This window comes from Tsukamurella pseudospumae, from assembly GCF_001575205.1.
Classification (GTDB): Bacteria; Actinomycetota; Actinomycetes; order Mycobacteriales; family Mycobacteriaceae; genus Tsukamurella; species Tsukamurella pseudospumae.
The window spans coordinates 61530-86599 of sequence record NZ_LSRE01000003.1 but is presented as its reverse complement, the minus strand read 5'-3'; the positions used below and the strand labels follow the sequence as shown (position 1 = coordinate 86599).

Genomic DNA, 25070 nt, shown 5'->3' with positions numbered 1-25070 from the left:
GCCCGGTCATACGGCGCTCTCGCACAGGGACTGCGCCATCGCCTCCCACTCGCCGCGGACCCCGGGATCCACCGGTCCGAACTGCGTCAACATCGCAGAACACGACCCGCCCGCGTCGTACAGCTCGATCGCCGAGACGGAGCCCGCCGGGCCGGATGAGCGCACCACCGCGCAGCCCTCCACGCGGGCGAGGTCGATGTCGACGGCGGCATCGGCGAACCCTGTGAGTAGGCGCGGACCTTCGCGCAGGGCGGCGTGGATCTCGCCGCGGCAGGCTTGCGCCATTCCTTCGAAGGCCACCGCGAGATCGACCGGAAGGCCGCTGTCGCAGAGGAACTCGAAAATGCGTGGCACCCAGTCGGGCGTGATCTGGCAGTAGCGCTCGTTTCCTTCGGCGCACAGCGAACGGAGTCGTTCGCGGCCGCCGGTCAGGATCGCGTCGATACTCGCCGTCGCTCCGACGGGGCTCTGGGAGGGCGGAGGTTCGGGCTCGGTCCCGAAGTACAGCGCGCGATGCGGGTCGGACGGCGCCAGGTGGCCGAGGGCGCGCACGATCATCCGATCGGACTCTCCGGTCACGAACGCGCGGTGCAAGGCCGCGCCGCGGCGGTCGGTGAGGCCGACCATACTGGCATCCGCTGGTCCGCCCGGAGTGTCGTCGTCCGTGAGCGCGCCGACGACGCGGTCCGGCGCGAAGCGCAGCGCGATACGACCGGGAGTCACGGTGAAGGGCTCGCCGCACCGGGTGGGACGGTCGTACCTGCCCTCGTGGGCGAGGGTCGCGACCATGGACTCGGTCACGCCGACCGCCTCGTCGAGCAGGGGGAAGGAGCCCGCCACCTGGGTGGCCGACGCCCCGTCGACGCTGACGCAGCCACGTGCGCGCTGCAGGGGGCACCGCCCCCGGTCGCGGCCGCAGCCGGGGCAGGAGCGCGGCCGCATCAGTAGACGTCCCGCACGTAGCGCTTCTCCCGTTTGAGGGTCGCGACGTACTCGTCGGCGTCATCGGCGCCACGGCCCCGCTGGGAGGCGATCACCTCCCGCAGCGTTCGGTCCACGTCCTTCGCCATGCGCGCGGCGTCACCGCACACGTAGAAGTAGCCGCCGTCCTCGAGCCACCCGTACAACTCGGACGCCGCCTCGAGCATTCGCGTCTGGACGTAGACCTTCTCAGCCTGATCGCGCGAGAACGCCAGGTCCAGGCGGTGCAGCACCCCGGAGGCGGTGAACTCGGCGAGCTCGTCGGCGTAGATGTAGTCGGTTGCGCGGTGCTGGTCGCCGAACAGCAGCCAATTGCGGCCCGTCGCCGCGGACGCCGCGCGCTCGTGGAGGAAGGCGCGGAACGGGGCGATGCCGGTGCCGGGGCCGACCATGACCACGGGACGGTCGGGATCGGCCGGAACGCGGAAGGCCGCGTTCGGCTGGAGGTGGATCCCGATCGGGTCCTGGTCGGTCGCGCGGTCGGCGAGGAAGGTCGAGCACACGCCACGGTGCTCACGCCAGGATCCCTGCCCGTACCGCACCGCCGCGACGGTGAGGTGGATGCGGTCGGGGCTCGTCAGCGGGCTCGACGAGATGGAGTAGGCGCGCGGCTGGAGGGGGCGGAGCAACTCGGCCAGTTCCGCGGGATCGAGACGCGCACCCTCGCATTCGTACAGGAGGTCGAGGACGTCGCGGCCCCACAGCCACGCGTCCAACGTGTCCCGCTCGCCGCGCGCCAGGACGGCGGCGAGGTCGGAACGGGGAGACCGCTCGGCGAGGGTCTTGAGCAGATCCTTCGACGGCGTCGTGATCTCCCAGTCCGTGGTGAGCCGGCTGGACAGCGGAGCACCGTCGGCGTCCGCATCCGGCGCTGCGCCCAGCGCGGCCAGCACGGCGTCCACCAGAGCCGGATCGTTGCGCGGCACCACGTTCAGGGCGTCGCCCGCGGCGTATTCGATACCGCTGTCGCCGAGGTCGAACTCGAAGTGGCGGATCTCCTTGGCGCTTCCCGGGGCGGAGAGGAGGCGGTTCTCCACGAGCCGGGACGGGAAGGGGTTCTTCTTGTTCCATCGCGATCGGGGCTTCGACGGTGCCGCGGGCGCACTGGGAACGGGCACCGCCGCGGCGTCGCCGGGATCGAGGTGCGTGGACTGCGTGCGCAGCCGCGCCACGACGTCCGTCAGCCAGGCCGTCGCCGGTTCTTCGAAGTCCACATCGCAGTCGACCCGCGGTGCGAGCCGGGACGCACCGAGCTGTTCGAGCCGGGTGTCGAGGATCTGTCCGGCACGGCAGAAGTCCTCGTAGCCGCTGTCGCCCAGCGCGAGGACCGAGAACTCGAGGTGCTCGAGTCGTGGCGCGGTGTCGGAGGACAGAGCCTCCCAGAACAGCTCCGCGTTGTCGGGCATCTCGCCCTCGCCGTACGTGGACGTGACCACCAGAAGATGTGTCGCCGCGGCCAGCCGGTCAGGATCGGCGTCGTCGAGCGCGGCGAGGTCCGCGCCGAGGCCGTTCTCCCGCAGGAGCGCTACCAGTCGTTCCGCGAGGTCCTCGCTGTTGCCCGTCTGCGTGCCGTAGAGCACGGTGGCGTGCAGCGTCGCTGCGTTCGTGGCGTCGGCCGTGTCGGCCTGCGCCGCTGCCAAGCCCGCGATGAAGCCCGAGAGCCACGCCCGTTGGTCCCCGGTGAAGACGTCGATGAGGGCGGACGTATCCGCCTCGGGCAGAGCATAGGTGGGAGTGCTCATGCCAGCGTCTCCTTCGCGAACCGCACCAGGTCGGGCATCGCACCGTCGACCAGCATGGCGTTGACCGTTGCGCCGTCGAGCACAGCGGCGTTGCGGGCTCGGTGGTGCAGGATCCAGCCGTACGTGGCGGGGGCGTCCATGCTCAGCACGTTCCGTTCCTCCAGCGACGTGGTGTAATCGCCGAGCCGTTTGGTGGCGATCAGCGCCGCGAGTTCGGCGTCGTCGTAGGCCTCGAGCCGACCGCGTAGGTACTTGGTGAGACGCTGCCGGACCGCGAAGTCCTCAGTGAGCACCAGGTTCCGGGCGCGCGCCGAGACCCGCGGATCGTCGTGTCCGGATGCGCCCGAGACGCGCTCGGCGGCCACCTCCTGTGCGAGCGACAGGACCGTGAACGACGAGAGCAGGGAGAAGGCGTGCGGGGAGCGGGTGTCGCCGAACTGGGGTGCCGTGCCGCCGCCGACGGGTGTGCCGGCGCGCAGCGAGCGCTTGAACTCGCGCAGGCGGTCCGCGGCGACGGAGCCCGCCAGTTCGTCGAGCAGCTCCTTGCGGCCGTGCACGGCCCAGATGTGGTCGGCGTCCTGGTAGTGCACCAGCGCGAGGGGCGTGCCGACGACGATGTTCTCGCGGGTGTCCGCCCAGTCCGCGAGGAGGCGTGCGGCGAGCGGCGATCCGGTCGCCTCCGCGTGCCAGGCGAGCATGGTCCGCACCGCGACCTCGTGGAAGGGCGGGGTGTGTGGGCCGACGAGGGTCTCGACGTGCAGCGACGAGCTCGCCGCTCCGGCGATCCGGCCCTCGGGATCGTACTGGTAGACGAAACCGCCGCTCATGCCGTTGCCCAGGCCCTTGCCCACGCCGCCGAGGTTGAGCACCGCGCCGCCGGTCATGTACTCGCAGCAGTACTCGCCGACCCCCTCGACGACGGCGGTGGCGCCCGAGTTGCGCACGGCGAAGCGGTCGCCCGCCTCGCCCTGCACGAAGGTGCGGCCGCCGGTCGCGCCGAAGAGCGCGAAGTTGCCGATCAGGACGTTGGCGCCGGCGTCGGCGCCTCCGCCACCGGGGGAGCGGACCGCGATGCGTCCGCCGCATTGGCTCTTCGCGACGCCGTCGTTGGCGGTTCCGGTGTGCTGCAGGTCCATCCCGTCGGTGCAGAAGACGCCGAAGGACTGTCCGGCGCTGCCGTGCGAACGGACGACGACGGCACCGTCGGCGAGGAAGCGGCGTCCGCGTTCGTCGGTGAGCACCGCGGGGTGGTCGTCGGGCAGCGGCGCGCCCGTGAAGGCCCCGCGCTGGTCGGCGCCGGGATGATTGAGGATGCGTTCCAGGTCGATGGCGAGTTGGCCGCCCACCGACTTGTTCGGGTTCGCCAGCGCCACGCCGTCGATGACGATCGACTCGGCTCCGCCGCCGAACAGGCGGTCGCGCACCTCGCGCAGGAGGCGGTCGTCCACCGCGTAGTCCTTCTCGAGGTACACGGGATCCTCGACGGTCCGCGGTGCGGGTGCGTGCAGCATCGCGCGCACGTCGAGATGGCCCACTGCCGCCGGGTGTTCGAGCAGCTGGAGCAAGTCGGTGCGCCCGCGCGCCTCCCGCAGCGACCGGAGCCCGAGCCGGGCGAGCAGAGTGCGGACGTCGTGCGCGATGTTGAGCAGGTACTGCGCGAGCGCGCGCGGATCCCCGTCGAAGACCTCGGGGTTGGTGGTGAGCCCGGCCGGGCACTTGAGGTTGCAGTTCTTGGCCATGACGCACTTGAGCATCATCAGGGCGGTGGTGCCGAACTCGAAGGAATCACCGCCGAGCAGTGCGGAGACCACCACGTCGCCGCCGGTCTGGTGCGCGCCGGAGCAGCGCAGAGTCACCTTGTCACGCAGGCCGTTCGCGACCAGCGCCTGGTGCACCTCGGCAACGCCGATCTCCGCGGACCGTCCGGCGTACTTGAGGCTCGTCACGGCTGCCGCGCCGGTGCCGCCGGTGTTGCCGGCGACGTTGATGACGTCGGCGCCGGCCTTCGCGACGCCGACCGCGATCGTCCCGATGCCCTCGGAGGAGACGAGTTTGACGATCACCCGCACGCGCGCCGCCTTGCAGTCGTGGATGAGCTGCGCCAGGTCCTCGATCGAATAGGTGTCGTGGTGCGGTGGGGGAGAGATCAGTTCGATGCCGGGGGTGCCGCCGCGGGCGGCCGCGATGTCGACGGTGACCTTCGGCCCCGGCAGCTGTCCACCTTCGCCGGGCTTGGCGCCCTGGCCGATCTTGATCTCCAGTTCCTCGAGCATCGGATCCGCGAGGTAGCCCGACCAGATGCCGAACCGGCCCGAGGCGAACTGTTTGATCCGCGAGCCGCGGATGGTGCCGTACCGCGTGCGGTGCTCGCCGCCCTCGCCGCAGTTGGACATGCCGCCGACCATGTTCGTGCCGTGCGCGACGGCCTCGTGGGCGGTGGCGACGAGTGCGCCGTGGCTCATTGCGCCCGACGCCAGGGTGCGGGTGATCTCGTGCGCCGGTTGCACATCGTCCAGTGGAAGCGATCGCGGCGCCGCGCACAGGAGCGTCAGGTAGGTGTGCGCCCGTCCCGTGGCAGCGATCAGGGCGCCGGTCGCTCGGCCCGCTTCGATCGTGACCTCATCGGTGAACAGTTCGCGGAGGAACTCGGCGAACCCGGCGTAGGCGGTGTCCGCCTGGTGCTCCGGGGTGTCGGTCAGGCGCACTGCGAACCGGCCGTCCGGCACGGTGTCGACGGTGAGACCCCGCGTCGGCAGGCTCGTATTGCCCTCCAGGGAGAAGCGGGCGAGCTCGCGGTGGAACTCCTGCGCCGTCGCGAGCATCGTGACGTCCGCGGGCAGCGCCAGCACGTCGCGCAACGCGGACGGGCGGCGCTCGCGTTCGACCAGGGTGGCGGCGAGGAACTCCCGATAGCCGTCGGTGATCTCGAAGCCGTCGATCTGGCGCGGGAGCAGCGCGTTGAAACCGCTGTTGCGGTACGCGTCGTCGTCGAGCCCGAAGGCGTCCTCGAGCCGGGAGAGGGTCAGCAGGCGCAGCGAGGTGGAACCGATGCCGTCGGGCCCCGTCAGGGCGAGGGGTTCCTCGGCCATCCGGGTGAAGCCGCGCACGGCGTTGACGCCGTACGAGTGCCCGGCACCGTCGGAGCGCTCCTTGAACAGGCCCAGTAGCGGCACGTCGCGCTCCTCGGCGACGGAGGCCGCTCGCTCGTGCCAGTCGGAGTTGGCCTCCGCGATCCGCGCGAAGCCCACGCCGCCGACGGGCGCGTCCAGGTGCGGGAAGATGCGGGACAGCACCGGATCCCGCGTATCCAGGTAGTTCGGTTCGAAGAACTGGCCGCCGATGTACGACTCCGCCGTGCACAGGCCCACACGGCCCATCGTCTTGGCGAGCGACTTCTCCGCAGCCTTGCGGAACCGGTCGAAGGCGCGATCGGTGTCGGTGATCTCGCCGGCGAGCGCCGCGTCCGCGGGGAACCGTTCCTCGGCGCGCAGGCGCGCGGAGAGCGAATACACCGCCGACGCGCCGAACCCCAGCGCCGAGGCGATGTGATGGGAGGACGGCAGCTGGCCGCTCTCGGCGAGGAGTGAGAGCCGCAGGCGCAGGCCCGTCTCGGTGAGCCGGACGTCCGCGGCGGCGAGGGAGAGCAGGAGGGGAAGCGGCGCATGCGACGTGGAGACGCCGCGGTCGGTGAGCACGGCGATGCCGCCACCCTCGCGGGCGAAGGTCTCGACGTCGTCGCACAGCCGCTCGACCGCGGCGAGCACGGCGTCGGCGTTGGCCGTCGCATCCGCGGAATCGGGGCGGTACAGCAGGTCGAACTGCCGGACCCGGGTCACCTGCTGGTGGCGGAGTTTCACCATGTCGAGGTGGCTGAGGATCGGTGACTCGACGACGATCTGCGGCGCGGTGTGGCCGTGCTCGGCGTTGCCCAGAGCCACCCGCATGCTCATGGCCTCCGTCTCGCGGATCGAGTCGAGTGGCGGGTTCGTCACCTGCGCGAAGCGCTGTGAGAAGTACTTGGCCATGCCGCCCTCGTGGTCCGACAGGGCGTTGATCGCGTTGCCGTAGCCCATCGCCGAGATCCGCTCCGCGCCGTCGGCCAGCATCGGGTCGAGCAGGAACCGGAAGCTCTCCTGGTTGAGGGAGTAGGCGACGTACCGGCCGTGCAGGCTGAGATCGCCCGGGTATCCGAGGGTCCCGGCGTCGCGCTGAATCGGCGGCGGTGCGATATCGGCGAGATTCACCCGGGCGGCGCCGAGCAGCGCGGCGTAGTCGCGGCGCGCGGCCAGCAGGTCGAGTGCCTCGCGCGTGCGGCGGACCCGAGCGTCGCCGGCGCGGTGGTCCACGTAGAGCATGCCTCCGGCCTCGATGCGTCCGCGATGGACCACCGAGTCCGCGGGGAACGGGACCTGCCCGGCCTCCGAGGCGACGACGACGTACTCCGCCGTTTCGACGGTGCGCAGTGGGCGCAGGCCGAGCCGGTCCAGGCGCGCGCCGACCACGTCACCGTCGGAGAAGATGAGCGCGGCCGGGCCGTCGTTCTTCTCCTCGCCGAGGGAGAAGTACTCGAGCATGTCCCGGACCGGTTGCGGCACCGTGCCGTCGTTCTCCCATGCCGGCGGCATGAGCGAGACGACCGCCTCGACCAGGCCCAGGCCGTCGTCTACGACCCTGCTCTGCAACGACTGGTCGAGGCGGCTCGAGTCCGATTGGCCGGGCGGACGGACGATGGTGCGCGCCTTTGCGCGGGCGACGGCGTCGTCGGCCAGGCGGTTCTTGCGGTCCGTGTTGAGCTCGCCGTTGTGTGCCATCAGTCGGAACGGCTGGGCCATCGAGGGATGCGGCTCGGTGTTGGTGGAGAACCGCGTGTGGAAGTACAAGGTGCACACGGAGTGCCGTGGGTCCGCGAGGTCGGTGAAGTAGCGGATCACCTCGTCGGCGTTGAGTCGCCCCTTGAGGGTCTGGGTGCGCGTGCTCAGTGACAGCGGGTACAGGCCGGCGAGATCCGGGGTGCCGTAGGCGATCCCTTCGATCGCGAGGAGGGCCGCGTTCGCGGCGCGGTCCACGTCGATCCTCGGGATGCCCGACGGTGCCGTGAAGACCCACTGCGTGATGGGGAGCTGATAGGGGAGTGCCGCCGCGCGGATCGCGGTGGGGTCGACGGGGACGTCGCGCTCGGTGATCACTTCGAAGCCGTGGTCGGCGAGCGCCGCGCGGACGAGCGCCCGCGCGGCCGGTCCCTGCTCCGGGGCGGAGGGCAGGAAGAGGTTGGCGACGCCGAACCGGCCGCGCTGCAGGTCGCGGCCCGTGATCGCGCGGAAGAACTCCACGGACAGGTCGACGTTGACGCCGGCCCCGTCACCCACGCCCTCCGCGGACATGCCGCCGCGGTGGGGGATGGCGCAGAGCGCGTGCTCGCCGTAGGCGATCACATCGTGATGCTGGGTGCCGTCCTTGCGGGTGATGAAGCCGACGCCGCAGGCGCTCGACTCCCGGGTGGGGTCGTACAGACCGGTGCGTGGTTCGTTCAACGGATCACTCTCACTCGGGGCGCGGTACCTGAAGTGAGAATGGTAAGGCTAACCTTACGATCTTGCCATGTGGGGTTGGTCACTCCGGAATCTCGATTGCCCCGGAGCTGCGCGCCCCGCAGACTGCGGAGATGGACCCCGGCGAGCTGCTCACCGATCGCCTCACGCTCCGTCGTACCGGGCCGCACCCGGGCAGCGGCGCCGCGGCTACACCGTGGAAGCGTCACATCGGCTGTGCCAGTGGGGTTTCGACACGCTCGGCATTCATCGCATCGATTGGCGGGCAACGACGGGTCCCGGTCGGTCGCGGAGTCGAACGGGTTCGTCGTCGAGGGGGCGCTGCGGCAGCGGGCGATGCTCCACGGCGAGCCTCAGGACTGGTGGGTCGGCGGGCTGCTCTCTCGGCCGGCCTGGCGAACGACGAAGGCCGGCCGACCAGCATTCCTGCTGATCAACCGGCCTTCACCGATTGGGGTGGATGACGGGACTCGAACCCGCGACAGCCAGAATCACAATCTGGTGCTCTACCAACTGAACTACACCCACCAGGTGCCTGGGATCGCCAGGCTCGAAGAACTTTACCCGACGGTTCCGGCGGAATCCAATCGGTATGGCCTCCACCTCGTCGAGCGCGGTGACCGGCGGTTTCAGGCCGGGCCGAGCTCCTGGACGGCCGCCGCGATCTGCTCGGTCGACGGCCCGGGGGCGGGCACGAAGGCGGTGCTGCGGTAGTACTTCAGCTCCCGGATCGACTCCCGGATGTCCGCGAGCGCGCGGTGCGCCAGTCCCTTGTCGGGCTGGCCGAAGTAGATGCGCGGGTACCAGCGCCGGCACAGCTCCTTGATCGAGCTGACGTCCACCATCCGGTAGTGCAGGAAGCCGTCCAGTTCCGGCATCTCCTTGGCGATGAACCGGCGGTCGGTGGCGATCGAGTTGCCCGCGAGTGGCACGGCGCCCGCCTCGATGTGCTCGCGGAGGTAGGCGAGCACGGCCTCCTCGGCCTCGCGCACGGTCACCGTCGACGCCCGGACCTCATCGGTCAGGCCTGAGCGGGCGTGCATCTCCTGCACGACGGGCGGCATGGCCGCGAGCGCTGCGTCGTCCGCGTGGATCACCAGGTCGACGCCCTCGCCGAGGACGTTCAGGTCGCCGTCGGTCACCAGGGCGGCGATCTCGATGAGTCGGTCGGAGGTCAGGTCGAGGCCGGTCATCTCACAATCGACCCATACGAGTTTGTCGTCCACGCCGATCAGCGTAGCCAACGCCGTCAGGTGCCGGGCCGGAGCGAACAGCGAGGGTAGCCTGGCCTCATGAATCCAGTCGGGTCGGTGCCGGAGCTCGAAAAAGCCGTCGGGAAGCCCGTCTCGGCGATGATGCTCAAGACGATCGACCACCTCGACGAGCACTGCCGGACGATCCTCGCGGTCTCCACCGCGGCGGTCCTCGGCTACGTCGACCGCGACGGGGTGCAGCGCACCACACTTCTCGGCGGGGCGCCGGGCTTCGCGTCGGAGACCTCGCCGACGGGGCTCGACGTGGACATCCCGGAGGACGCCGCGGCGGGCGGGGCCTCGCTCCTCGGCCTCGTGCCCGGGTGGCGCGAGACGCTCCGTGTGAACGGCACCGTCGGCGACGGCGGCTTCGCGGTCCTCGAGGCCTACCTGCACTGCGGGAAGGCGGTGATCCGCTCCGGGCTCTGGCAGTCGGCGCCGCCCAGCGCGGCCGCCGCGGTGGCCGACGCCGCCACCATCGGACCGGATGCGGCCGCGTTCCTCGCCGCCGCCCCGTTCGCGGTGATCAGCTCCCGCGACGAGGACGGCCGAGCCGATAGCAGCCCTCGCGGCGACCCCGCCGGTGACCTGCGCGTGCTCGGGCCCACCACCGTCGCGATCGCCGACCGCCCCGGCAACAAACGCACCGACACCCTGCACAACATCGTCACCAACCCCGAGGTCGCTCTGCTCGCCCTGGTCCCCGGCGACGGCCGGACGTTGGAGCTGACCGGTACGGCCACCATCAGCACCGATCACGCACTGCGCGAGCAGCTCGCCGAACGCGGGAAGGCGCCGAGGGCGGTCGTCGTCGTCGAGGTCTCGCGTGCGCGGCTGGCTCGGAGCGAGGGGATCGCCGCCGCGGCGTTGTGGGACCTCGGTCGGCATGCGGACACCGCGGACCTGCCGCGCCCGTCCGCCGTCTGGACCGACCATGTCAAACGCAACACGACCGGCGGCGTCGGTGCGCGAGTGTTGCGGGCCGTGGCGAACGAACGGGTCATGCGGGCCGGAGTCGACCTCGACTACCGCCAGAACCTCTATTGACCCAGGTCTCACGCTAGTGTTTCCCCCGTGACTGACAACGCGAACTCCCCGGCGCAGACCATCGCGGCCGGCTACGAATTCTCGGGCCCCGCGCTGGAGCTCGGCACCGTCCTGGTGGACGGCACCGTCGACCCGTCCGCGAAGGTGCGGATCCCCCTGGCGATGATGAACCGGCACGGTCTCGTCGCGGGCGCCACCGGTACCGGTAAGACGAAGACGCTGCAGCTCATCGTCGAGCAGCTGTCCGCCAACGGCGTGCCCGTCGTGCTCGCCGACATCAAGGGCGACCTCGCGGGTCTGTCCAAGCCCGGCGAGGCGAACGACAAGACCACCGCGCGCGCCGCCGACACCGGCGACGACTGGAAGCCGGCCAACGTGCCGACGGAGTTCGTCTCCCTCGGCACGAACGGTGTCGGCGTCCCGATCCGCGCGACCATCTCCTCCTTCGGCCCGATCCTGCTGTCGAAGGTGCTGGGACTCAATGCCACCCAGGAGTCGACGCTCGGCCTCATCTTCCACTGGGCCGACCAGAACCAGCTCGAGCTGCTCGACCTCAAGGACCTGCGCTCGGTCATCGCGTACCTCACCTCCGCCGAGGGCAAGGCGGATCTCGAGGGCATCGGCGGCGTCAGCAAGCAGACCGCGGGCGTGATCCTGCGCGCCCTGGTCAACCTCGAGGCGGAGGGCGGTGACACCTTCTTCGGCGAGCCCGAGATCGACATGGGCGACCTCATCCGCACCGCCGGCGGCCAGGGCGTCGTCACGCTGTTCGAGCTCGGCGACCAGGCCGCGCGACCCACGCTGTTCTCGACCTTCCTCATGTGGGTCCTGGCCGACCTGTTCGACTACCTGCCCGAGGCCGGCGACCTCGACAAGCCGAAGCTCGTCTTCATCTTCGACGAGGCGCACCTGCTCTTCGCCGACGCCAGCAAGGCCTTCAAGGACCAGGTGGAGCAGACGGTCAAGCTGATCCGCTCGAAGGGCGTGGGCGTGTTCTTCTGCTCGCAGCTGCCCACCGACATCCCGAACCCGGTGCTCAGCCAGCTCGGCGCCCGCATCCAGCACGCGCTGCGCGCCTTCACCCCCGAGGACCAGGCCGCGCTGTCCAAGACGGTCAAGACCTACCCGACCTCGCCTGCCTACAAGCTCGACGAGGCCCTGACCAGCCTCGGCATCGGCGAGGCGATCGTCACGGTCCTCTCCGACAAGGGGGCGCCCACGCCGGTCGCGTGGACCCGGTTGCGCGCCCCGCGTTCCCTCATGTCCGCGATCGGCGACGATGCCATCCGCTCGGCCGCGCAGGCCTCGCCGCTGTGGGCGAAGTACTCGCAGACCGTGGACAACCTCTCGGCGTTCGAGAAGCTCGCGCAGAACGCCCAGCAGGCGCAGCAGGAGAACGCGCCGGCCGAGCAGGCGCCGCCGCCCCCGCCCGCGCCCAAGAAGCAGGAGGAGGACCCGGGCTGGGTGTCGGACGTCATGGGCAACCCCGCCGTGAAGTCCTTCCTGCGCTCGGCCGCCTCCGCTGCCGGTCGTGAGCTCTCCCGCAGCATCTTCGGTACGAAGCGACGCCGCTGAGCGAGCGCGCCGAAAAAAGTCCGGTCATTCGTCTCCAGGATCCTGGAGACGAATGACCGGACTTTTTTCAGTGCGGGGCGGGCTCGGGAGGGTTCGGCGGGGACTGTCTCGCCGAGATCCGGCTGCGCAGCGCGTGCAGCTCCTGGTCGGGGACGAGGATTCCCGGGATGATCTCGTACATCGCGTCTCCCTTGAGTCGGCAGATGACGACGGCACCCGCCCGCCGAGCGGACACGATGGCGGAGTAGTCCAGCACGGACGTCGCCATGGGACTCACGAGGACGAGAGAGTCGGGCCCGAAGCCCGACGCCCAGGTGGCGCCCAGCGGAACCATCGCCCCGACGGCGCGCTTGATGTACCAGTGGGCTCCCACGAACATCGTCCCGAACACGAATGCGAACACGGTCAGTGCGAAAACACCGAGCACCACGGAGAGGAGGAACTGGAGAACGACGAGGACTGCGACGAGTGCGTAGAGCACCCAGGCAGCCGCATTCCACAGCATCGCGCTCTGCACCGACCTGGTGAGGTCTGCCCTCGACCGCTGGTCGGCCACCCAGTAGTGCTGCAGCGCAGGAAAGGACCGTTCCGGCAGCCGGGGATCCATCGGCTGCCTCAGTTCCCGGCGAGCTTCTTGTACATCTGCCCGACGATCGGCGCCATGATCGCGCGCGGCGTGTAGTGGCCCGCCATGGACATGCCCTTGGACAGCAGCCCGGGGACCACGCGCATCTTGTTGCGCTCCAGCGCGTCGAGGGTGACCCGAGCGGTGTACTCGGTGTTGACCCACAGGAACTCGGGGACGACCTTCTCGACCGTCGAGCGGTCCGCCGGGTCGGGGAGCTCGGTGCGCACAGGGCCGGGGGCCAGCAGGGTGACGTGCACGCCGGTGTTCTTCAGTTCGCCACGCAGCGACTCGGAGAAGGTGTTGGCGAAGGCCTTCGACGCGGCGTAGGTGGCGTTGTTCGGGATGGGCATGTTGCCGGCCGCGGAGCCGGTGATCATGATGCCGCCGTTGCCGCGCTTGACCATCTGCGGCAGCACGGCCAGCGTCAGATCGTGCACTGCGTTCGCGTTGAGCTCCAGCTGGGCGCGCTCGTAGTCGAAGTCGAGGTCGATGACGCGGCCGAACGTCGCGGTGCCGGCGTTGTTGCAGAGGATGGAGATCTCGCGCGAAGCGAGCTCCTCGCAGAGCACGCCACGGGCGGCGTGGTCGGACAGGTCGACGCCGCGGACCTCGGCCTCGACGCCGAAATCGGCGCGCAGTTTCGTGGCCAGCTCCTCCATGGGGCCGGTGCTGCGGGCGACGAGGATCACCGAGTGGCCACGGCGGGCGAGCTCCGTCGCGAGGGCGACACCGATGCCGGAGGAGCCGCCGGTGACGACGGCGCGGGCGGACTGATGGGGTGCGGGTACTGGCATGGGGGAGATGGTACGGGAGGGCATGGACGACGTGATATCGCGAAGACCGCACTGTGACGCCCCGAGTAAGAGCGGGTCGCGGGGGAGATTCGCGCACGCTGGACCTGCGAAGACGCGCTTCGAGTGGCGCACTCGAAGGGCTGCTATTAGGTTAGCCTCGCCAATATTCTTGCTGAAGGTGGAAGACATGAACCGCTGGGCCCCGTACTACCTGTCCGCACTCCGGATCGTGACGGGCGTGCTCTTCGCGCTCCACGGCGCCGCCACGTTCTGGGGCTTCCTCGACGGCCGCCGGTCGAGCCCGGATGTCTTCGCGTGGCCCAGTTGGTGGGGCGCAGCTATCCAGCTCGTCGGCGGCCTGCTCATCGCCGTCGGCGCACTCACCCGTCCCGCCGCGATCATCGCCTCGGGCTCCATGGCGTACGCGTACTTCGCGTTCCACGCCGGCGACGGGCTGTCTCCGCTCGCGAACGACGGTGAGCTGTCGGTCCTGTACTGCTGGGTGCTGCTGTTGTTCGCCTTCACCGGTGCCGGTTCGATCAGTGTCGACGCCGTGATCGGCCGCCTCCGGGGCGGCGATCGGGCTGAGGCAAAGGCTCCGTCGGACCGTGCCGACCAGAAGGATGAGGCAGAGTCTGCGGTGTGACCGTACCGATCCCGGACTCCGCCCGCGCGCTCCTCGAACGCCCGCTGATCGTCGACCTCGCGACGGTCCGCCCGGACGGCGCGCCCCAGGTCAACCCGATGTGGTTCCTGTTCGAGGACGGACTGATCTGGTTCTCCCACACCGACACCCGGCAGAAGTCCCGGAATCTGCAGCACGAGCCGCGGGTCGCGATCGCCGTTGCGGACCCCGCGAACCCGCAGAACTACCTCGAGGTACGCGGCCGGGTCGAGCGGATCGAGCCCGACCCCACGGGCTCCTTCCATTCGCGCTTGTCGGAGCACTACGGCGAGGGGCCGCACGTCCCGGAGGACGCGGCGCACCGCGTGAAGATCGCGGTGCGCCCCGTCCGGCTGTCGGGACGCGCGGCCGGCTGACCGCCGCGGAGGCCGAGGCGCTCGTCCGCCGCGCTACAGCGACGCGGCGAGCTCGGTGCCCTGCCGGATCGCCCGCTTGGCGTCCAGCTCGGCGGCCAGAGCCGCGCCGCCGATGACGTGCGCCTTCACGCCGCGCTCGGCGAGCGCCTCGTCGAGGTCGCGCACCGATTCCTGCCCGGTGCACAGGATCACGGTCTCGACGTCGAGCACGCGGGCGTCCGTGCGCTCCTCGCCGAAGGTGATGTGCAGACCCGCGTCGTCGACCTTCTCGTAGTTGACGCCCTTGAGCTGCTCGACGCCCTTCATCTTCACCGTGGCGCGGTGCACCCAGCCGGTGGTCTTGCCCAGGCCGATGCCCTGCGGGGTGCTCTTGCGCTGCAGCATGTACACCTTGGACCGGGTCGACGGTGCCGGGGCCGGCTTGGTGATGAAGCCGGGCACGTCGCCCTGGCGGGTGACGCCCCACTCGGCGTTCCACTCGTCCAGGTGCAGGGTGGGGGACTTGTCGGTGGTGACGAACTCGGCCACGTCGAAGCCGATGCCGCCGGCGCCCATGATGGCGACGGTGTCGCCGATCTCCTTGGCGCCGCTGATCGCCTCGGCGTAGGTGATCACCTTCGGGTGCTCCACGCCGGGGAAGGACGGGACGCGCGGCACGACGCCGGTCGCGATGATCACCTCGTCGAACTTGCCGGCCAGGGTCTCGACGTCGGCGCGCGTGTTCAGGTGCACCGCCACCTGGTTCCGGTCCAGCATCGTCGTGAAGTAGCGGATGGTCTCGTTGAACTCCTCCTTGCCCGGGATCTTCGCGGCGTAGCCGAACTGGCCGCCGATCTTCTCCGAGGCCTCGAACAGTTCCACCTTGTGTCCGCACTCCGCGGCGCTGACGGCCGCCGACAGCCCCGCCGGTCCCGCGCCCACGACCGCCACGCGCTTGGCCGAACGGGTCGGCGCCAGAACGAGATCCGTCTCGCGTCCCGCGCGCGGGTTCACGAGGCACGAGACCTTCTTGTGCACGAAGGCGTGGTCCAGGCAGGCCTGGTTGCACCCGATGCAGGTGTTGATCTCGTCGGCTCGCTCGTCGCGCGCCTTGTTCGCCCACTCGGGGTCCGCGAGCAGTGGGCGGGCGACCTGGACCAGCTGCGCGTCGCCGCGCTCGAGGAGTTCCTCGGCGGTGGAGGGCATGTTGATCCGGTTGGCGGCGCAGACGGGGATGTTCACGGCGCGGGTCACGTCGGCGGTGAACGCGGTGAACGCCGCGCGGGGCACCGAGGTCACGATGGTGGGGACACGGGCCTCGTGCCAGCCGATGTCGGTGTTGAGGATGTCGACGCCGGCGTCCTCGAGCTTGTGCGCCAGCGTGAGGATCTCGTCGCGGGTCTGTCCGTCGGGCACGAAGTCCGCCATCGACAGCCGGAACACGACGATGAAGTCCTTACCGCAGCGCTTGCGGATCTCCTTGACGATCTCGACGGGGAAGCGTTGCCGGTTCTCGGCGGAGCCGCCCCACTCGTCGGTGCGCTTGTTGGTGTGCGCGGCGAGGAACTGGTTGATCAGGTAGCCCTCGCCGCCCATCACCTCGACGCCGTCGTAGCCGGCCTTCTGCGCGGTGCGCGCGGCGTTGCCGAAGTCGCGGATGGTCTTGCGCACCTCGAAGCCCGACATCGCGCGGGGCTTGAACGGGTTGATCGGAGCCTTGATCGCGCTGGCGGAGGCGCTGAGCGGGTTGTAGGAGTAGCGGCCGGCGTGCAGCAGCTGCATCGCGATCTTGCCGCCCTCCTTGTGCACGGCGTCGGTCACGCGCTTGTGCAGGATCGCGTCGATCGGCGAGGACATCTTGGCCCCGGCGGGCAGTAGCCAGCCGGTGATGTTGGGGGAGTAGCCGCCGGTGATGATGAGGCCGACGCCGCCCTTGGCGCGCGCCGCGAAGTAGGCGGCGAGCTTGCCGATGTCCCAGGGCATGTCCTCGAGCCCGGTGTGCATCGAGCCCATGACGACGCGGTTCTTGAGCGTCGTGTGGCCCAGGTCGAGGGGCTCGAAGAGGTGGGGGTACTTGGCTGACATGGTTGATCCTTAATCCGCTGATTCAGGGCTTGGGCTGGGTAGGGCTCGAAGGACCTCGTCGAGCCAGTCGACGGTGCCCTGTTCGGACAGCACGCCGCCGCGCAGTACGAGGTACTGCTGCAGCTCCGTGCCCGTGAGGATGGCCGGGGTCGGGTAGTCGCGGCTCTCGAGCGTGCGGAAGAGTTCGGCCCGCTCGGCGTGCAGGTCCCGGACGCGCCGGACCTCGTTCGCCAGGTCGGGCAGGTCCGACGGTGCCGCGCCCCGGATCCTGGTGGCCAGCTCGCGCCGGTCCGTCGAATCCTTCCCCGGGGTGCGGATCCATTCCGACAGCGTCTTCCGCCCGGTGTCGGTGATCGTGTAGACCTTCTTGTCCGGCTTACCGTCCTGCGCCTGTTCGACGTAGGTGACGAGGCCGTTCTCGGACATCCGCGCCAGCGTCTTGTAGATCTGCTGGTGCGAGGCCCGCCACCAGTGCCCGATCGAGCGGTCGAAGCGCCGGGTGAGCTGGTACCCGGTGCCCGAGCGCTCGCTCAGGGAGACGAGCAGTGCGTGTTCGAGGGCCACGCTGTCGACGCTACCGTCGCCTCGACAAATATGCAACTAGTTGCACATCATGTCGATGCACGACTCAGTGACATGGGAGGTTGCCGATAGGATGACCACCGCACCACCAGCCTCCGTAGCTCAGTTGGATAGAGCAAGAGCCTTCTAATCTCTAGGTCGCAGGTTCGATTCCTGCCGGGGGCGCACAGGACGGCACTCGACAGTGCGTACGCGTACAGGATGTGACCTGCGGAAATCGGGTGAAATGGGGTGTCGCGCAGCCGGTGCGCGGCGTTACGATCAGCACTGGACGTGGGGGCCTCACAGGAGGTGCTCGATGAAGCGATCAGTACGGATCTTCGCGGTCGCGGCGTGCGCGGCCGCGTTGTTCGGCAGCGGCGGGACGGCGTCGGCCGATCCGCCGCCCGCACAGCCACCCGTCGGTTCCCACTGCGGCAAGCCCGGTGAGAACAAGGTGATCACCTCGGTCCACACCTGCGCGACGATCAACTCCAACTGCACGGGCTACGACATGATGATCATCGGTCGCGTCGACAAGTGGGGGCACTGCGTGATCCCGGGCATGAACGGGACCACCTGGTGACGTGACCGACCTCGCGCTGCCGCTGGTCGGACTGGTCGGCGGCGTCCTCGCGGGAGTCTCGCCCTGCGTGCTCCCCGTGCTCCCGGTCGTCCTGCTCGGTAGCGCCGGGACCGGGCCCGACGGTGCCCCCACCTCCCGGGCCCGCCCGGTCGCGATCGTGGCCGGCCTGGTCCTGAGCTTCTCGCTGTTCACGCTGTTCGGCACCGTCGTCCTCTCGCTCCTGCACCTGCCCACCGGACTGATCCGCTGGGTGGGCATCGGTGCTCTGCTCCTGCTCGGCGCTGCCATGCTGGTCCCGCCGCTGGAGCGCCTGCTCGAGCGGCCCTTCGCCCGACTTCCGCAGCGCGTCCCGGGATTGCGGGGCGACGGTGCCGCGGGCGGCTTCGCGCTGGGCGTCGCGCTCGGCGCGGTGTACGTGCCGTGCGCCGGCCCGGTCCTCGCGGCGATCGCCCTGGCCGGCGCGACGGACACCATCGGCCCGCGCACACTGGTGCTCACCGCGGCGTTCGCCGTGGGCACTGCGATCCCGCTGCTGGCCATCGCGCTCACCGGGCACCGCCTCGCGGACCGGGTCCGGGCACTGCAGCGGCGCCAGCGGACGATCCGCGCCGTCGGTGGAGTACTGGTGATCGCGCTCGCCGTCGCGCTGGCGCTGAACGTCACCGACCTGATCCAGCGCCGGGTGCCCGACTACACACAGGCCGTCGGCGATCGGCTCGGGGCCGCGGCGATCGCGCCCCGGGTCTCCGGCACGGGGTCCCTGCAGCAGTGCCAGCAGGCGGCCTCCACCGGAACGGCGCAGCTCGCCGACTGCGGGCGGGCACCGGAGTTCGCGGGCATCGACCCGTGGATCGGCGGCGCGCCCCGCACGATGGACGGGCTGCGCGGCAAGGTCGTGCTCGTCGACTTCTGGGCCTATTCCTGCATCAACTGCCAGCGCGAGCTGCCGCACGCCGAGGCCTGGTGGAAGAACTACCGCGACCTCGGCTTCGAGGTGATCGGCGTGCACACGCCCGAGTACGCCTTCGAGCACGACGTCGGCAACGTGACCGCGGGCGCGCGCAAGCTGGGCCTGACCTTCCCGATCGCCGTCGACAACCGGTCCGCGACCTGGGCGGCTTACCGCAACGTGGCCTGGCCCGCCGGCTACCTCGTCGACGCGACCGGCGCGATCCGGCTGGTCACCCTCGGTGAGGGGCACTACGACCGGACCGAGGCGGCGATCCGGTCCCTGCTGCTCGCGGCGCACCCCGGCGCGGTCCTGCCGCCCGCGACCGACGTCCCGGACGCGACCCCGCGTAACGCCGACCGCACGCCCGAGCTCTACCTCGGCGCCGGGAAGCAGCAGGGCTACGGCGGGACCGGCGACTATGAGGTCGGCACCCGGGTGTTCGGCCGCCCGGAGACGGTGCAGCCCAACACCTTCGCGCTCGCCGGGACGTGGACCGTCGGCGCGGAGGACATCCGCGCGGGGAGCGGGGCGAGCCTCACCCTGGCGTACACCGCGCAGCGCGTGTACCTCGACGTCGGCGGCACGGGCACGCTCACCGTCAGCCAGGACGGGGCCACCCGCACGATCGCCGTCGACGGTCCGCCGGACATCCGCACCGTCGTCGACCGGCCGGCCTCGGGGACGGGCACGGTCACCGTCGACCTGAGCCCCGGCCTGACGGCCTACTCGTTCACGTTCGGCTGACCGTCGCCGCGTGCCGGACGATCGAGGGCGTCCGCGGCCACGTCGACGATGTCCGCGCGAGGCGTGAGTGACCGGAGTTCCGGTCGCGGCACCCACCGCGCGAACTCGGTCGTCCCGCCGACCTCGGTGGTGCCGAGAACGCCCGATTCGACGGTGACGGCGAAGAGGAACCGCTGCGAGCGCACCGGGGCCCGGTCGGCGGTGGCGGGGAAGGTCGTGTGGTGCTCGCCGAGTATCGGGCCGGGCGTCACGTGATACCCGGTCTCCTCGAAGAACTCCCGGATCACCGCGTCGGAACAGTTCTCGTCGAACTCGACGCCGCCGCCCGGCATCGTCCAGCAGGCCGGTGCGCCGGTGCTTCCGTTGAACCAGGTCACGAGGACCTCGTCGGCAGTGTTCACCGCGAGTCCGTAGGCGGCGAGGCGGACGTGGAACTCCGTGAAGTGCACGGGACCCAGGGTAGGTCGGGGTGCTCGGGAGTCGCCGCGCGAAACGCGCAGAAGTGCGACTAACACGCACAAGAGCGCGCTGTGAAGCCCATCACGTCCATGCTCCTCGTGTTACCCCGATCACTCACTCACGAGGAGAATCCCATGTTGACAGTCCTGGGACTGACCATGGTCGCGGCGTTCATGGTCGTCATCATGACCCGCCGCGCGACGCCCATCGTCGCGCTGATCGCCGTCCCGGTGGTCTTCGGCCTGCTCGCCGGCGCGGGCACCGGCATCGGCAAGATGATCACCGACGGCATCAAGGACCTCGCACCCACCGCGGCGATGCTGTTCTTCGCGATCATCTTCTTCGGGGTGATGATCGACGTCGGCCTGTTCGACCCGGTCATCCGCGCGGTCGTCCGCGTCGTCGGCGAGGACCCGGCCAAGCTCGTGCTCGGCACGGGTGTCCTGGCCGCGGTCGTCTCGCTCGACGGTGACGGCTCCACGACCTTCATCGTCACCACGACCGCGCTGCTCCCGCTGTACCTCAAGCTCGGCGTCAGCCCCGTCGTGCTCACGGTGGTGGCGGGACTGGCGAACGGCACGATGAACATCCTGCCCTGGGGCGGCCCCACCGCCCGCGCCGCCGCCGCGCTGAAGATCTCGCCGTCCGAGGTGTTCGTGCCGATGATCCCGTCGCTCATCGCCGGTATGGTCGTGGTCCTCGCCTTCGCCTGGCACCTCGGGCTCATGGAGCGCAAGCGGATCGGCAGCATCGTGATCCGCGATCGCGTCCTCTCCGGTGTGGGCTCCGGGGGTGGGGGCGGCACCATCGGTGGCGATGCGGGGACCGGTGGGACCGACGAGGATTCGTCGGGCACCAAGGACGGTGCGCTGACCGCGGCCCTCGGCGTGCACGGCAACCCGAAGCTCCTGTGGTTCAACGCCGCGATCACCATCGCGCTGCTCGCGGTTCTCACGCTGGACCTGCTGCCGATCCCGGTGCTGTTCATGATCGCCGCCGCGATCGCGCTGGCCGTGAACTTCCCCAAGGTGGCGGAGCAGCAGGAGGCCATCACGCGGCACTCGAAGTCGATCGTTTCGGTGGTCGGAATGGTCTTCGCCGCAGCGGTTCTGACGGGCGTCTTCAAGGGCACCGGCATGGTCGAGTCGGTGGCCGCCTGGGTCACGGGCATCATCCCCGCGTCGATGGGGCCGCACCTGGCCGTCATCACCGGCATCCTCTCGATCCCGTTCACCTTCCTGATGTCCAACGACGCCTTCTACTTCGGCATCCTGCCGGTGCTCTCGGAGACGGCGGGCCACTACGGGATCAGCGCCGCCGAGATGGCTCGCGCCTCGATCACGGGACAGCCCTTCCACATGCAGAGCCCCCTGGTCCCGGCCATCCTGCTCCTCGTCGCGCTGGCGGGTGTCGGCCTGGCCGATCACCACAAGAAGGTGCTGTGGCGCGCCGTCGTCGTGTCGATCGTCATGCTCGTGGTCGGCGTCCTCCTCGGTCAGATCCCCTTCTGAGCGCGGATCGGATGACTAGGCTGAGGCGATGCCCAGGATCCGGCTGCGGACGCAGATCCTCCTGCTCCAGGTGGTGATCATCATCGTCAGCCTGGCAGCCGGATTCGGCATCGTGGTGCACCGCGTGGACGCCGACACCCGCACCGAGTACGGGCACCGGGCGGAGGCGATCGCGGAGACGGTCGCCTCCGACACCGATGTCCGTGCCGGCGCCGCAGCCCAGTCCGCGGCGCGGCGCGCGGGCCGTCCGGCCACGCAGGAGGAGCTCGCCGCCGCTCCGCTGCAACGCCAGGCGGTCGCGATCACCCAGCGCACGGGGGTGCTGTTCGTGGTCATCGCCGACGACGCCGGCTACCGGATCGCCCACCCCGACCCGTCCCAGTTGGGCGCGCCGCTGAGCACCGATCCGTCGACGGCGCTCGGCGGCGATGTCGAGCTCACCCAGCAACGCGGAACCCTCGGCGACTCCGTCCGTGCCAAGGCTCCGGTCCTCGGTCCCGACGGGACGGTGGTGGGCCTGGTCAGCGTGGGTATCTCCACCGAGACGGTGGCCGAGGCCGCGCGGCGCACGCTGCTCCTGCTGGCGGGCCTCGCGGCCCTCGCGCTCGCCGTCGGGATCGTCGGTTCCGGTCTGTTGGCCCGACGGTGGCGCCGCCTGACGCTGGGGCTCGAGCCGGAGGAGATGGCCGAGCTGATCCGGGAGCAGAACGCCGTCCTGCACTCGGGCTCGGAGGGCGTCATCGCCATCGACGCGAAGGGGATCGTCCGGGTGATCAACGACCGTGCCCGCGAGCTGCTCGGCGTGACCGCGGAGGCGGGCACGCCGCTGGCGGATCTGGGCCTGACGGAACGGGTCTCGGGGGTCGTGGCGACGCCCACCGAGACACCGGTCGCCGCCGCCGTGAACGAGCGGGTCGTCCTCGTCGCCTCGCGCCGCGTGCACCGTGGCGAGACGGACCTCGGCACGGTGCTCACCGCCGTCGACCGCACCGATGTCGAGGCGCTCACCCGCGAGCTCGACTCGGTGCAGGCGATGAGCTCGGCGCTGCGCGCGCAGCGGCACGAGTCGGCCAACCGGGTGCACGTCGTCGCGGGCCTGCTCCGCGACGGCCGCACCGACGAGGCCATCGCCTACCTCGACGAGATCGCCGGCCGCGCGGGCGTCCTGCCCGTCTCCGGGCTGGACAGTCTCGATGAGCCGCACCTGAAGGCCTTCGTGTCGGCGAAGGCGGCGCGCGCCCGCGAGCGGGGCGTCGTGCTGCGCGTCGGTGCCGACACCGCGCTGGTCGGCGTCCTCACGCACCCCGTGGACACCACCACCCTGGTGGGCAACCTCCTCGACAACGCCATCGACGCCGCCGCCGACGGGGACGAGCCCCGGGAGGTCGAGATCGACGTCCTGCGCGACGGAGACGATCTCGCGATCATCGTCACCGACAGCGGTCCGGGGTTCACGGTCGAAGATCCCTTCGTCGAGGGCGTCAGCACCCGCACCGATCCGACGGTGCCCGGCGGCCGCGGCCTCGGCCTCGTCATCGCGCGGCAGGTGGCCCGCGGGCACGGGGGAGAGGTCACCGTCGTCGAGCGCGGCGGCCCCGGCGCGGACGAGCCGACCACCGTCATGGCCACGCTGCCGCAGGGGGTGCTCGACGATGCCACGTGACATCCGGATCCTGGTGGTGGACGACGACTTCCGGGTGGCCGCACTGCACGCCAAGATCGTGGACACCATGGTCGGGCTCGCCACGGTGGGCTCCGCGCGGACGCTGTCGGAGGCGCGCGCGACCCTGGAGCGCGAGCGGATCGACCTGGCGCTCGTCGACGTCTACCTCCCCGACGGCTCGGGCATCGACCTGGTGCGCGAGATGCGGTGCGACGCCTTCATCCTCGGTGCCGCCGACGATGCGGCCAGCGTGCGTGCGGGCTTCGCGGCGGGCGCACTGCAGTACCTCATCAAGCCCTTCCCGGCGACGGAGCTCGCGCGACGGCTCGGCGCGTACACGGCCTACCGGCGGATCCTCGACGGTGCCGAGGTCACCCAGGACCAGGTCGACGCAGCCGCCTCGGTGTTGCGCAGCGACCGCCCGGCGCCGCGCCGCGACGACGGCGGCTCGGTCACCGAGCGGCGCATCGTCGAGGCGTTGCGGGCGGCGTCGGGGCCACTGCTGGCCGACGACATCGCAGGACAGGTGGGGATCTCACCCGCGACCGCGCGCCGCTACCTCGCCGATCTGGTGCGGGACGGCACGCTGACGATGGCGCTGCAGTACGGCGCCACCGGCCGACCGCGGCAGCGATACGCAGTGAGCTGATCCCGGTTCCGTGCGCGGTCGCCCGGTGCGGCGCGCGAGCCGGGGATAGAGTCCGTGGCATGAGGATCACGCGGTTCGCGCTCGCCGGAATCACTGCTCTGCTGGGAACCGGACTCGTCGCGGCGCCCGCCGTCGCCGCACCGGACTGGTCCGGCCTCGACGCCGCGAAGTACGCCGGCCCCGTGCCGGCGAAGGGCGGCGTGCAGATCCGGTCGGTCCCGCTCGACCCGGCGCTGTCCCTGCCCGGAGCCGGGACCGCCAAGCGGGTGCTCTATTCGACGACGGATCAGCACGACAAGCCGGCGACGAGCACGGGTGCCGTCTTCCTGCCGAAGGGGACCGCCCCGGCGGGCGGCTGGCCCGTGATCGCGTGGGCCCACGGCACCGTCGGCCTGGGCGATACCTGCGCGCCCTCGGCGAACCCCCGATCGGCCCGGGACCGGCAGTACCTCGGGCACTGGCTGTCGCAGGGCTACGCGATCGTCGCCTCCGACTACGCGGGGCTCGGCACACCCGGGCTGATGAGCTACCTCAACAGTGTGTCGACCGCGCACAGCGTCGTCGATTCCGTGGTCGCCGCGCACACGGACCGGTCGCTGAACCTGTCGAAGAAGTGGGCCATCGTCGGGCAGTCGCAGGGCGGGGGCGCAGCCGTCAACAGCGCGCGGTGGGCGAGCGAGTTCAGCGCCGGCAGCGGGCTGGACTACCGCGGCGTCGTCGCCACAGGGACCCCGTTCCGGATCGAGGACGTCGTCAAGAACGTCGGACCCACCACGAGCCTGCCCGGCGGGCTCAGCTCCGCGGCCACCGCCTACACCGCCTACATTCTCGCGGGCGTCCGCGAGGCGAATCCCGGCGTGGACTTCGACTCGGTGCTCACCCCGCGTGGCAAGCAGGCCGCCGAGAAGGCCGAGGTGCAGTGCTACGAACAGCTCAGCGCGACCCTGAAGGGACTGAAGCCGACGGACTTCGTCAGTGCCAAGGTCAGTACCGTTCCCGGCGCCGGCGAGGCACTCGACCGCTACATGGGAACACCTACGTCGGGATACGACCGACCGGTGTTCCTGGGGGTCGGGCTCAAGGACACGGACGTCCCCGTCCAGTCCTCGATCGCCCTGGCGGCGGCGCTGAAGAAGAGCGGTACCGCGGTCGAACTGCACCAGTACCCGGACGCCGATCACAGCGGCGCGGTCCTCGAGTCCATGAAGGACTCGACCCCGTTCCTGGCGCGTATCCTCTCCTGAACCGCGGCGCGCGTCGCGGCGCCGCTT

General features: G+C 70.5%; 19 protein-coding genes and 2 tRNA genes. 11 read left to right on the top strand and 10 right to left on the bottom strand.

The features are described 5' to 3' along the window. Positions 1-6: 6 nt before the first annotated feature. The 5 genes from AXK61_RS04150 to orn form a co-directional block, all read right to left on the bottom strand. Positions 7-942 carry a hypothetical protein gene (locus tag AXK61_RS04150; protein WP_156485555.1) on the bottom strand — a complete coding sequence of 312 codons (936 nt, stop codon included), beginning with the start codon at positions 940-942 and terminating at the stop codon, positions 7-9. Further along, positions 942-2723: a sulfite reductase subunit alpha gene (locus AXK61_RS04145; RefSeq protein WP_068743967.1), complete on the bottom strand. Its 1782-nt coding sequence runs from the start codon at positions 2721-2723 to the stop codon at positions 942-944. Before AXK61_RS04145 ends, AXK61_RS04150 begins: the two co-directional genes overlap by 1 nt. Continuing rightward, positions 2720-8254 (bottom strand): glutamate synthase-related protein, encoded by a 5535-nt coding sequence (locus AXK61_RS04140; RefSeq protein WP_068743965.1) that lies wholly within the window; start codon positions 8252-8254, stop codon positions 2720-2722. The genes AXK61_RS04145 and AXK61_RS04140 overlap by 4 nt, the downstream gene beginning before the upstream one ends. A gap of 470 nt (positions 8255-8724) precedes the next feature. Further along, positions 8725-8800: transfer RNA gene (locus tag AXK61_RS04135), tRNA-His, on the bottom strand. A gap of 101 nt (positions 8801-8901) precedes the next feature. After that, complete coding sequence (orn, locus tag AXK61_RS04130; RefSeq protein WP_068743963.1) at positions 8902-9498, bottom strand: oligoribonuclease; 597 nt, start codon at positions 9496-9498, stop codon at positions 8902-8904. 66 nt (positions 9499-9564) lie between these two features. On the opposite strand from orn, the gene AXK61_RS04125 reads away from it, so the two are divergent. Continuing rightward, positions 9565-10572 carry a pyridoxamine 5'-phosphate oxidase family protein gene (locus AXK61_RS04125; protein WP_068743961.1) on the top strand — a complete coding sequence of 336 codons (1008 nt, stop codon included), beginning with the start codon at positions 9565-9567 and terminating at the stop codon, positions 10570-10572. 27 nt (positions 10573-10599) lie between these two features. Continuing rightward, on the top strand, positions 10600-12147 hold the full coding sequence (locus AXK61_RS04120; RefSeq protein WP_068743960.1) for a helicase HerA-like domain-containing protein: 1548 nt from the start codon (positions 10600-10602) through the stop codon (positions 12145-12147). A 67-nt stretch (positions 12148-12214) separates the two neighbouring features. Here the strand turns inward: AXK61_RS04120 and AXK61_RS04115 are convergent, their stop codons facing one another. Beyond that, positions 12215-12754 carry a hypothetical protein gene (locus AXK61_RS04115; protein WP_068743958.1) on the bottom strand — a complete coding sequence of 180 codons (540 nt, stop codon included), beginning with the start codon at positions 12752-12754 and terminating at the stop codon, positions 12215-12217. Positions 12755-12762: 8 nt separating this feature from the next. Continuing rightward, positions 12763-13569, bottom strand: coding sequence for a mycolate reductase (cmrA, locus tag AXK61_RS04110; RefSeq protein ID WP_068743956.1), 807 nt, complete (start codon positions 13567-13569; stop codon positions 12763-12765). 187 nt (positions 13570-13756) lie between these two features. Between cmrA and AXK61_RS04105 the strand changes: the two genes are divergently transcribed. Together AXK61_RS04105 and AXK61_RS04100 are read left to right on the top strand one after the other, a co-directional pair. Next, complete coding sequence (locus tag AXK61_RS04105) at positions 13757-14215, top strand: DoxX family protein (protein WP_068743955.1); 459 nt, start codon at positions 13757-13759, stop codon at positions 14213-14215. Continuing rightward, on the top strand, positions 14212-14610 hold the full coding sequence (locus AXK61_RS04100) for a PPOX class F420-dependent oxidoreductase (RefSeq protein WP_068743953.1): 399 nt from the start codon (positions 14212-14214) through the stop codon (positions 14608-14610). Before AXK61_RS04105 ends, AXK61_RS04100 begins: the two co-directional genes overlap by 4 nt. A 33-nt stretch (positions 14611-14643) precedes the next feature. Here AXK61_RS04100 and AXK61_RS04095 read toward each other — a convergent pair whose 3' ends face one another. Both AXK61_RS04095 and AXK61_RS04090 read right to left on the bottom strand, forming a co-directional pair. Further along, complete coding sequence (locus AXK61_RS04095; protein ID WP_068743951.1) at positions 14644-16674, bottom strand: NADPH-dependent 2,4-dienoyl-CoA reductase; 2031 nt, start codon at positions 16672-16674, stop codon at positions 14644-14646. 9 nt (positions 16675-16683) lie between these two features. Continuing rightward, complete coding sequence (locus AXK61_RS04090) at positions 16684-17238, bottom strand: PadR family transcriptional regulator (protein WP_068571648.1); 555 nt, start codon at positions 17236-17238, stop codon at positions 16684-16686. A 109-nt stretch (positions 17239-17347) separates the two neighbouring features. Here AXK61_RS04090 and AXK61_RS04085 point away from each other — a divergent pair. The 3 genes from AXK61_RS04085 (at position 17348) to AXK61_RS04075 (ending at position 19517) form a co-directional block, all read left to right on the top strand. After that, positions 17348-17421 (top strand) — tRNA-Arg (locus AXK61_RS04085). A 133-nt stretch (positions 17422-17554) separates the two neighbouring features. Continuing rightward, on the top strand, positions 17555-17821 hold the full coding sequence (locus AXK61_RS04080) for a hypothetical protein (protein ID WP_068571647.1): 267 nt from the start codon (positions 17555-17557) through the stop codon (positions 17819-17821). A 1-nt stretch (position 17822) separates the two neighbouring features. After that, on the top strand, positions 17823-19517 hold the full coding sequence (locus AXK61_RS04075) for a redoxin domain-containing protein (protein ID WP_068743949.1): 1695 nt from the start codon (positions 17823-17825) through the stop codon (positions 19515-19517). Here the strand turns inward: AXK61_RS04075 and AXK61_RS04070 are convergent. Continuing rightward, positions 19496-19966, bottom strand: coding sequence for an NUDIX hydrolase (locus AXK61_RS04070; RefSeq protein ID WP_068571645.1), 471 nt, complete (start codon positions 19964-19966; stop codon positions 19496-19498). The two genes, AXK61_RS04075 and AXK61_RS04070, sit on opposite strands and share 22 nt — an antisense overlap. Before the next feature lie 144 nt (positions 19967-20110). On the opposite strand from AXK61_RS04070, the gene AXK61_RS04065 reads away from it, so the two are divergent. Genes AXK61_RS04065 through AXK61_RS04050 form a run of 4 tightly spaced genes read left to right on the top strand, consistent with a single transcriptional unit; the run spans position 20111 to position 25043 of the window. Further along, entirely contained in the window at positions 20111-21487 is a 1377-nt protein-coding gene (locus AXK61_RS04065; RefSeq protein ID WP_068571644.1) for a CitMHS family transporter, read from the top strand. Between the two features lie 28 nt (positions 21488-21515). Next, positions 21516-23150: a sensor histidine kinase gene (locus AXK61_RS04060; RefSeq protein ID WP_175400018.1), complete on the top strand. Its 1635-nt coding sequence runs from the start codon at positions 21516-21518 to the stop codon at positions 23148-23150. After that, positions 23140-23799, top strand: a complete 660-nt coding sequence (locus AXK61_RS04055; RefSeq protein ID WP_068743948.1) for a response regulator — start codon at positions 23140-23142, stop codon at positions 23797-23799. The genes AXK61_RS04060 and AXK61_RS04055 overlap by 11 nt, the downstream gene beginning before the upstream one ends. Before the next feature lie 59 nt (positions 23800-23858). Continuing rightward, positions 23859-25043 (top strand): alpha/beta hydrolase family protein, encoded by a 1185-nt coding sequence (locus tag AXK61_RS04050; protein ID WP_082789205.1) that lies wholly within the window; start codon positions 23859-23861, stop codon positions 25041-25043. Positions 25044-25070: the final 27 nt, after the last annotated feature.

Coding starts and splice junctions, on each gene's coding strand:
- AXK61_RS04150 (WP_156485555.1), bottom strand. CDS start 942: ATGCGGCCGCGCTCCTGCCCCGGCTGCGGCCGCGACCGGGGGCGGTGC.
- AXK61_RS04145 (WP_068743967.1), bottom strand. CDS start 2,723: ATGAGCACTCCCACCTATGCTCTGCCCGAGGCGGATACGTCCGCCCTC.
- AXK61_RS04125 (WP_068743961.1), top strand. CDS start 9,565: ATGAATCCAGTCGGGTCGGTGCCGGAGCTCGAAAAAGCCGTCGGGAAG.
- AXK61_RS04115 (WP_068743958.1), bottom strand. CDS start 12,754: ATGGATCCCCGGCTGCCGGAACGGTCCTTTCCTGCGCTGCAGCACTAC.
- cmrA (WP_068743956.1), bottom strand. CDS start 13,569: ATGCCAGTACCCGCACCCCATCAGTCCGCCCGCGCCGTCGTCACCGGC.
- AXK61_RS04105 (WP_068743955.1), top strand. CDS start 13,757: ATGAACCGCTGGGCCCCGTACTACCTGTCCGCACTCCGGATCGTGACG.
- AXK61_RS04095 (WP_068743951.1), bottom strand. CDS start 16,674: ATGTCAGCCAAGTACCCCCACCTCTTCGAGCCCCTCGACCTGGGCCAC.
- AXK61_RS04080 (WP_068571647.1), top strand. CDS start 17,555: ATGAAGCGATCAGTACGGATCTTCGCGGTCGCGGCGTGCGCGGCCGCG.
- AXK61_RS04065 (WP_068571644.1), top strand. CDS start 20,111: ATGTTGACAGTCCTGGGACTGACCATGGTCGCGGCGTTCATGGTCGTC.
- AXK61_RS04060 (WP_175400018.1), top strand. CDS start 21,516: ATGCCCAGGATCCGGCTGCGGACGCAGATCCTCCTGCTCCAGGTGGTG.
- AXK61_RS04055 (WP_068743948.1), top strand. CDS start 23,140: ATGCCACGTGACATCCGGATCCTGGTGGTGGACGACGACTTCCGGGTG.
- AXK61_RS04050 (WP_082789205.1), top strand. CDS start 23,859: ATGAGGATCACGCGGTTCGCGCTCGCCGGAATCACTGCTCTGCTGGGA.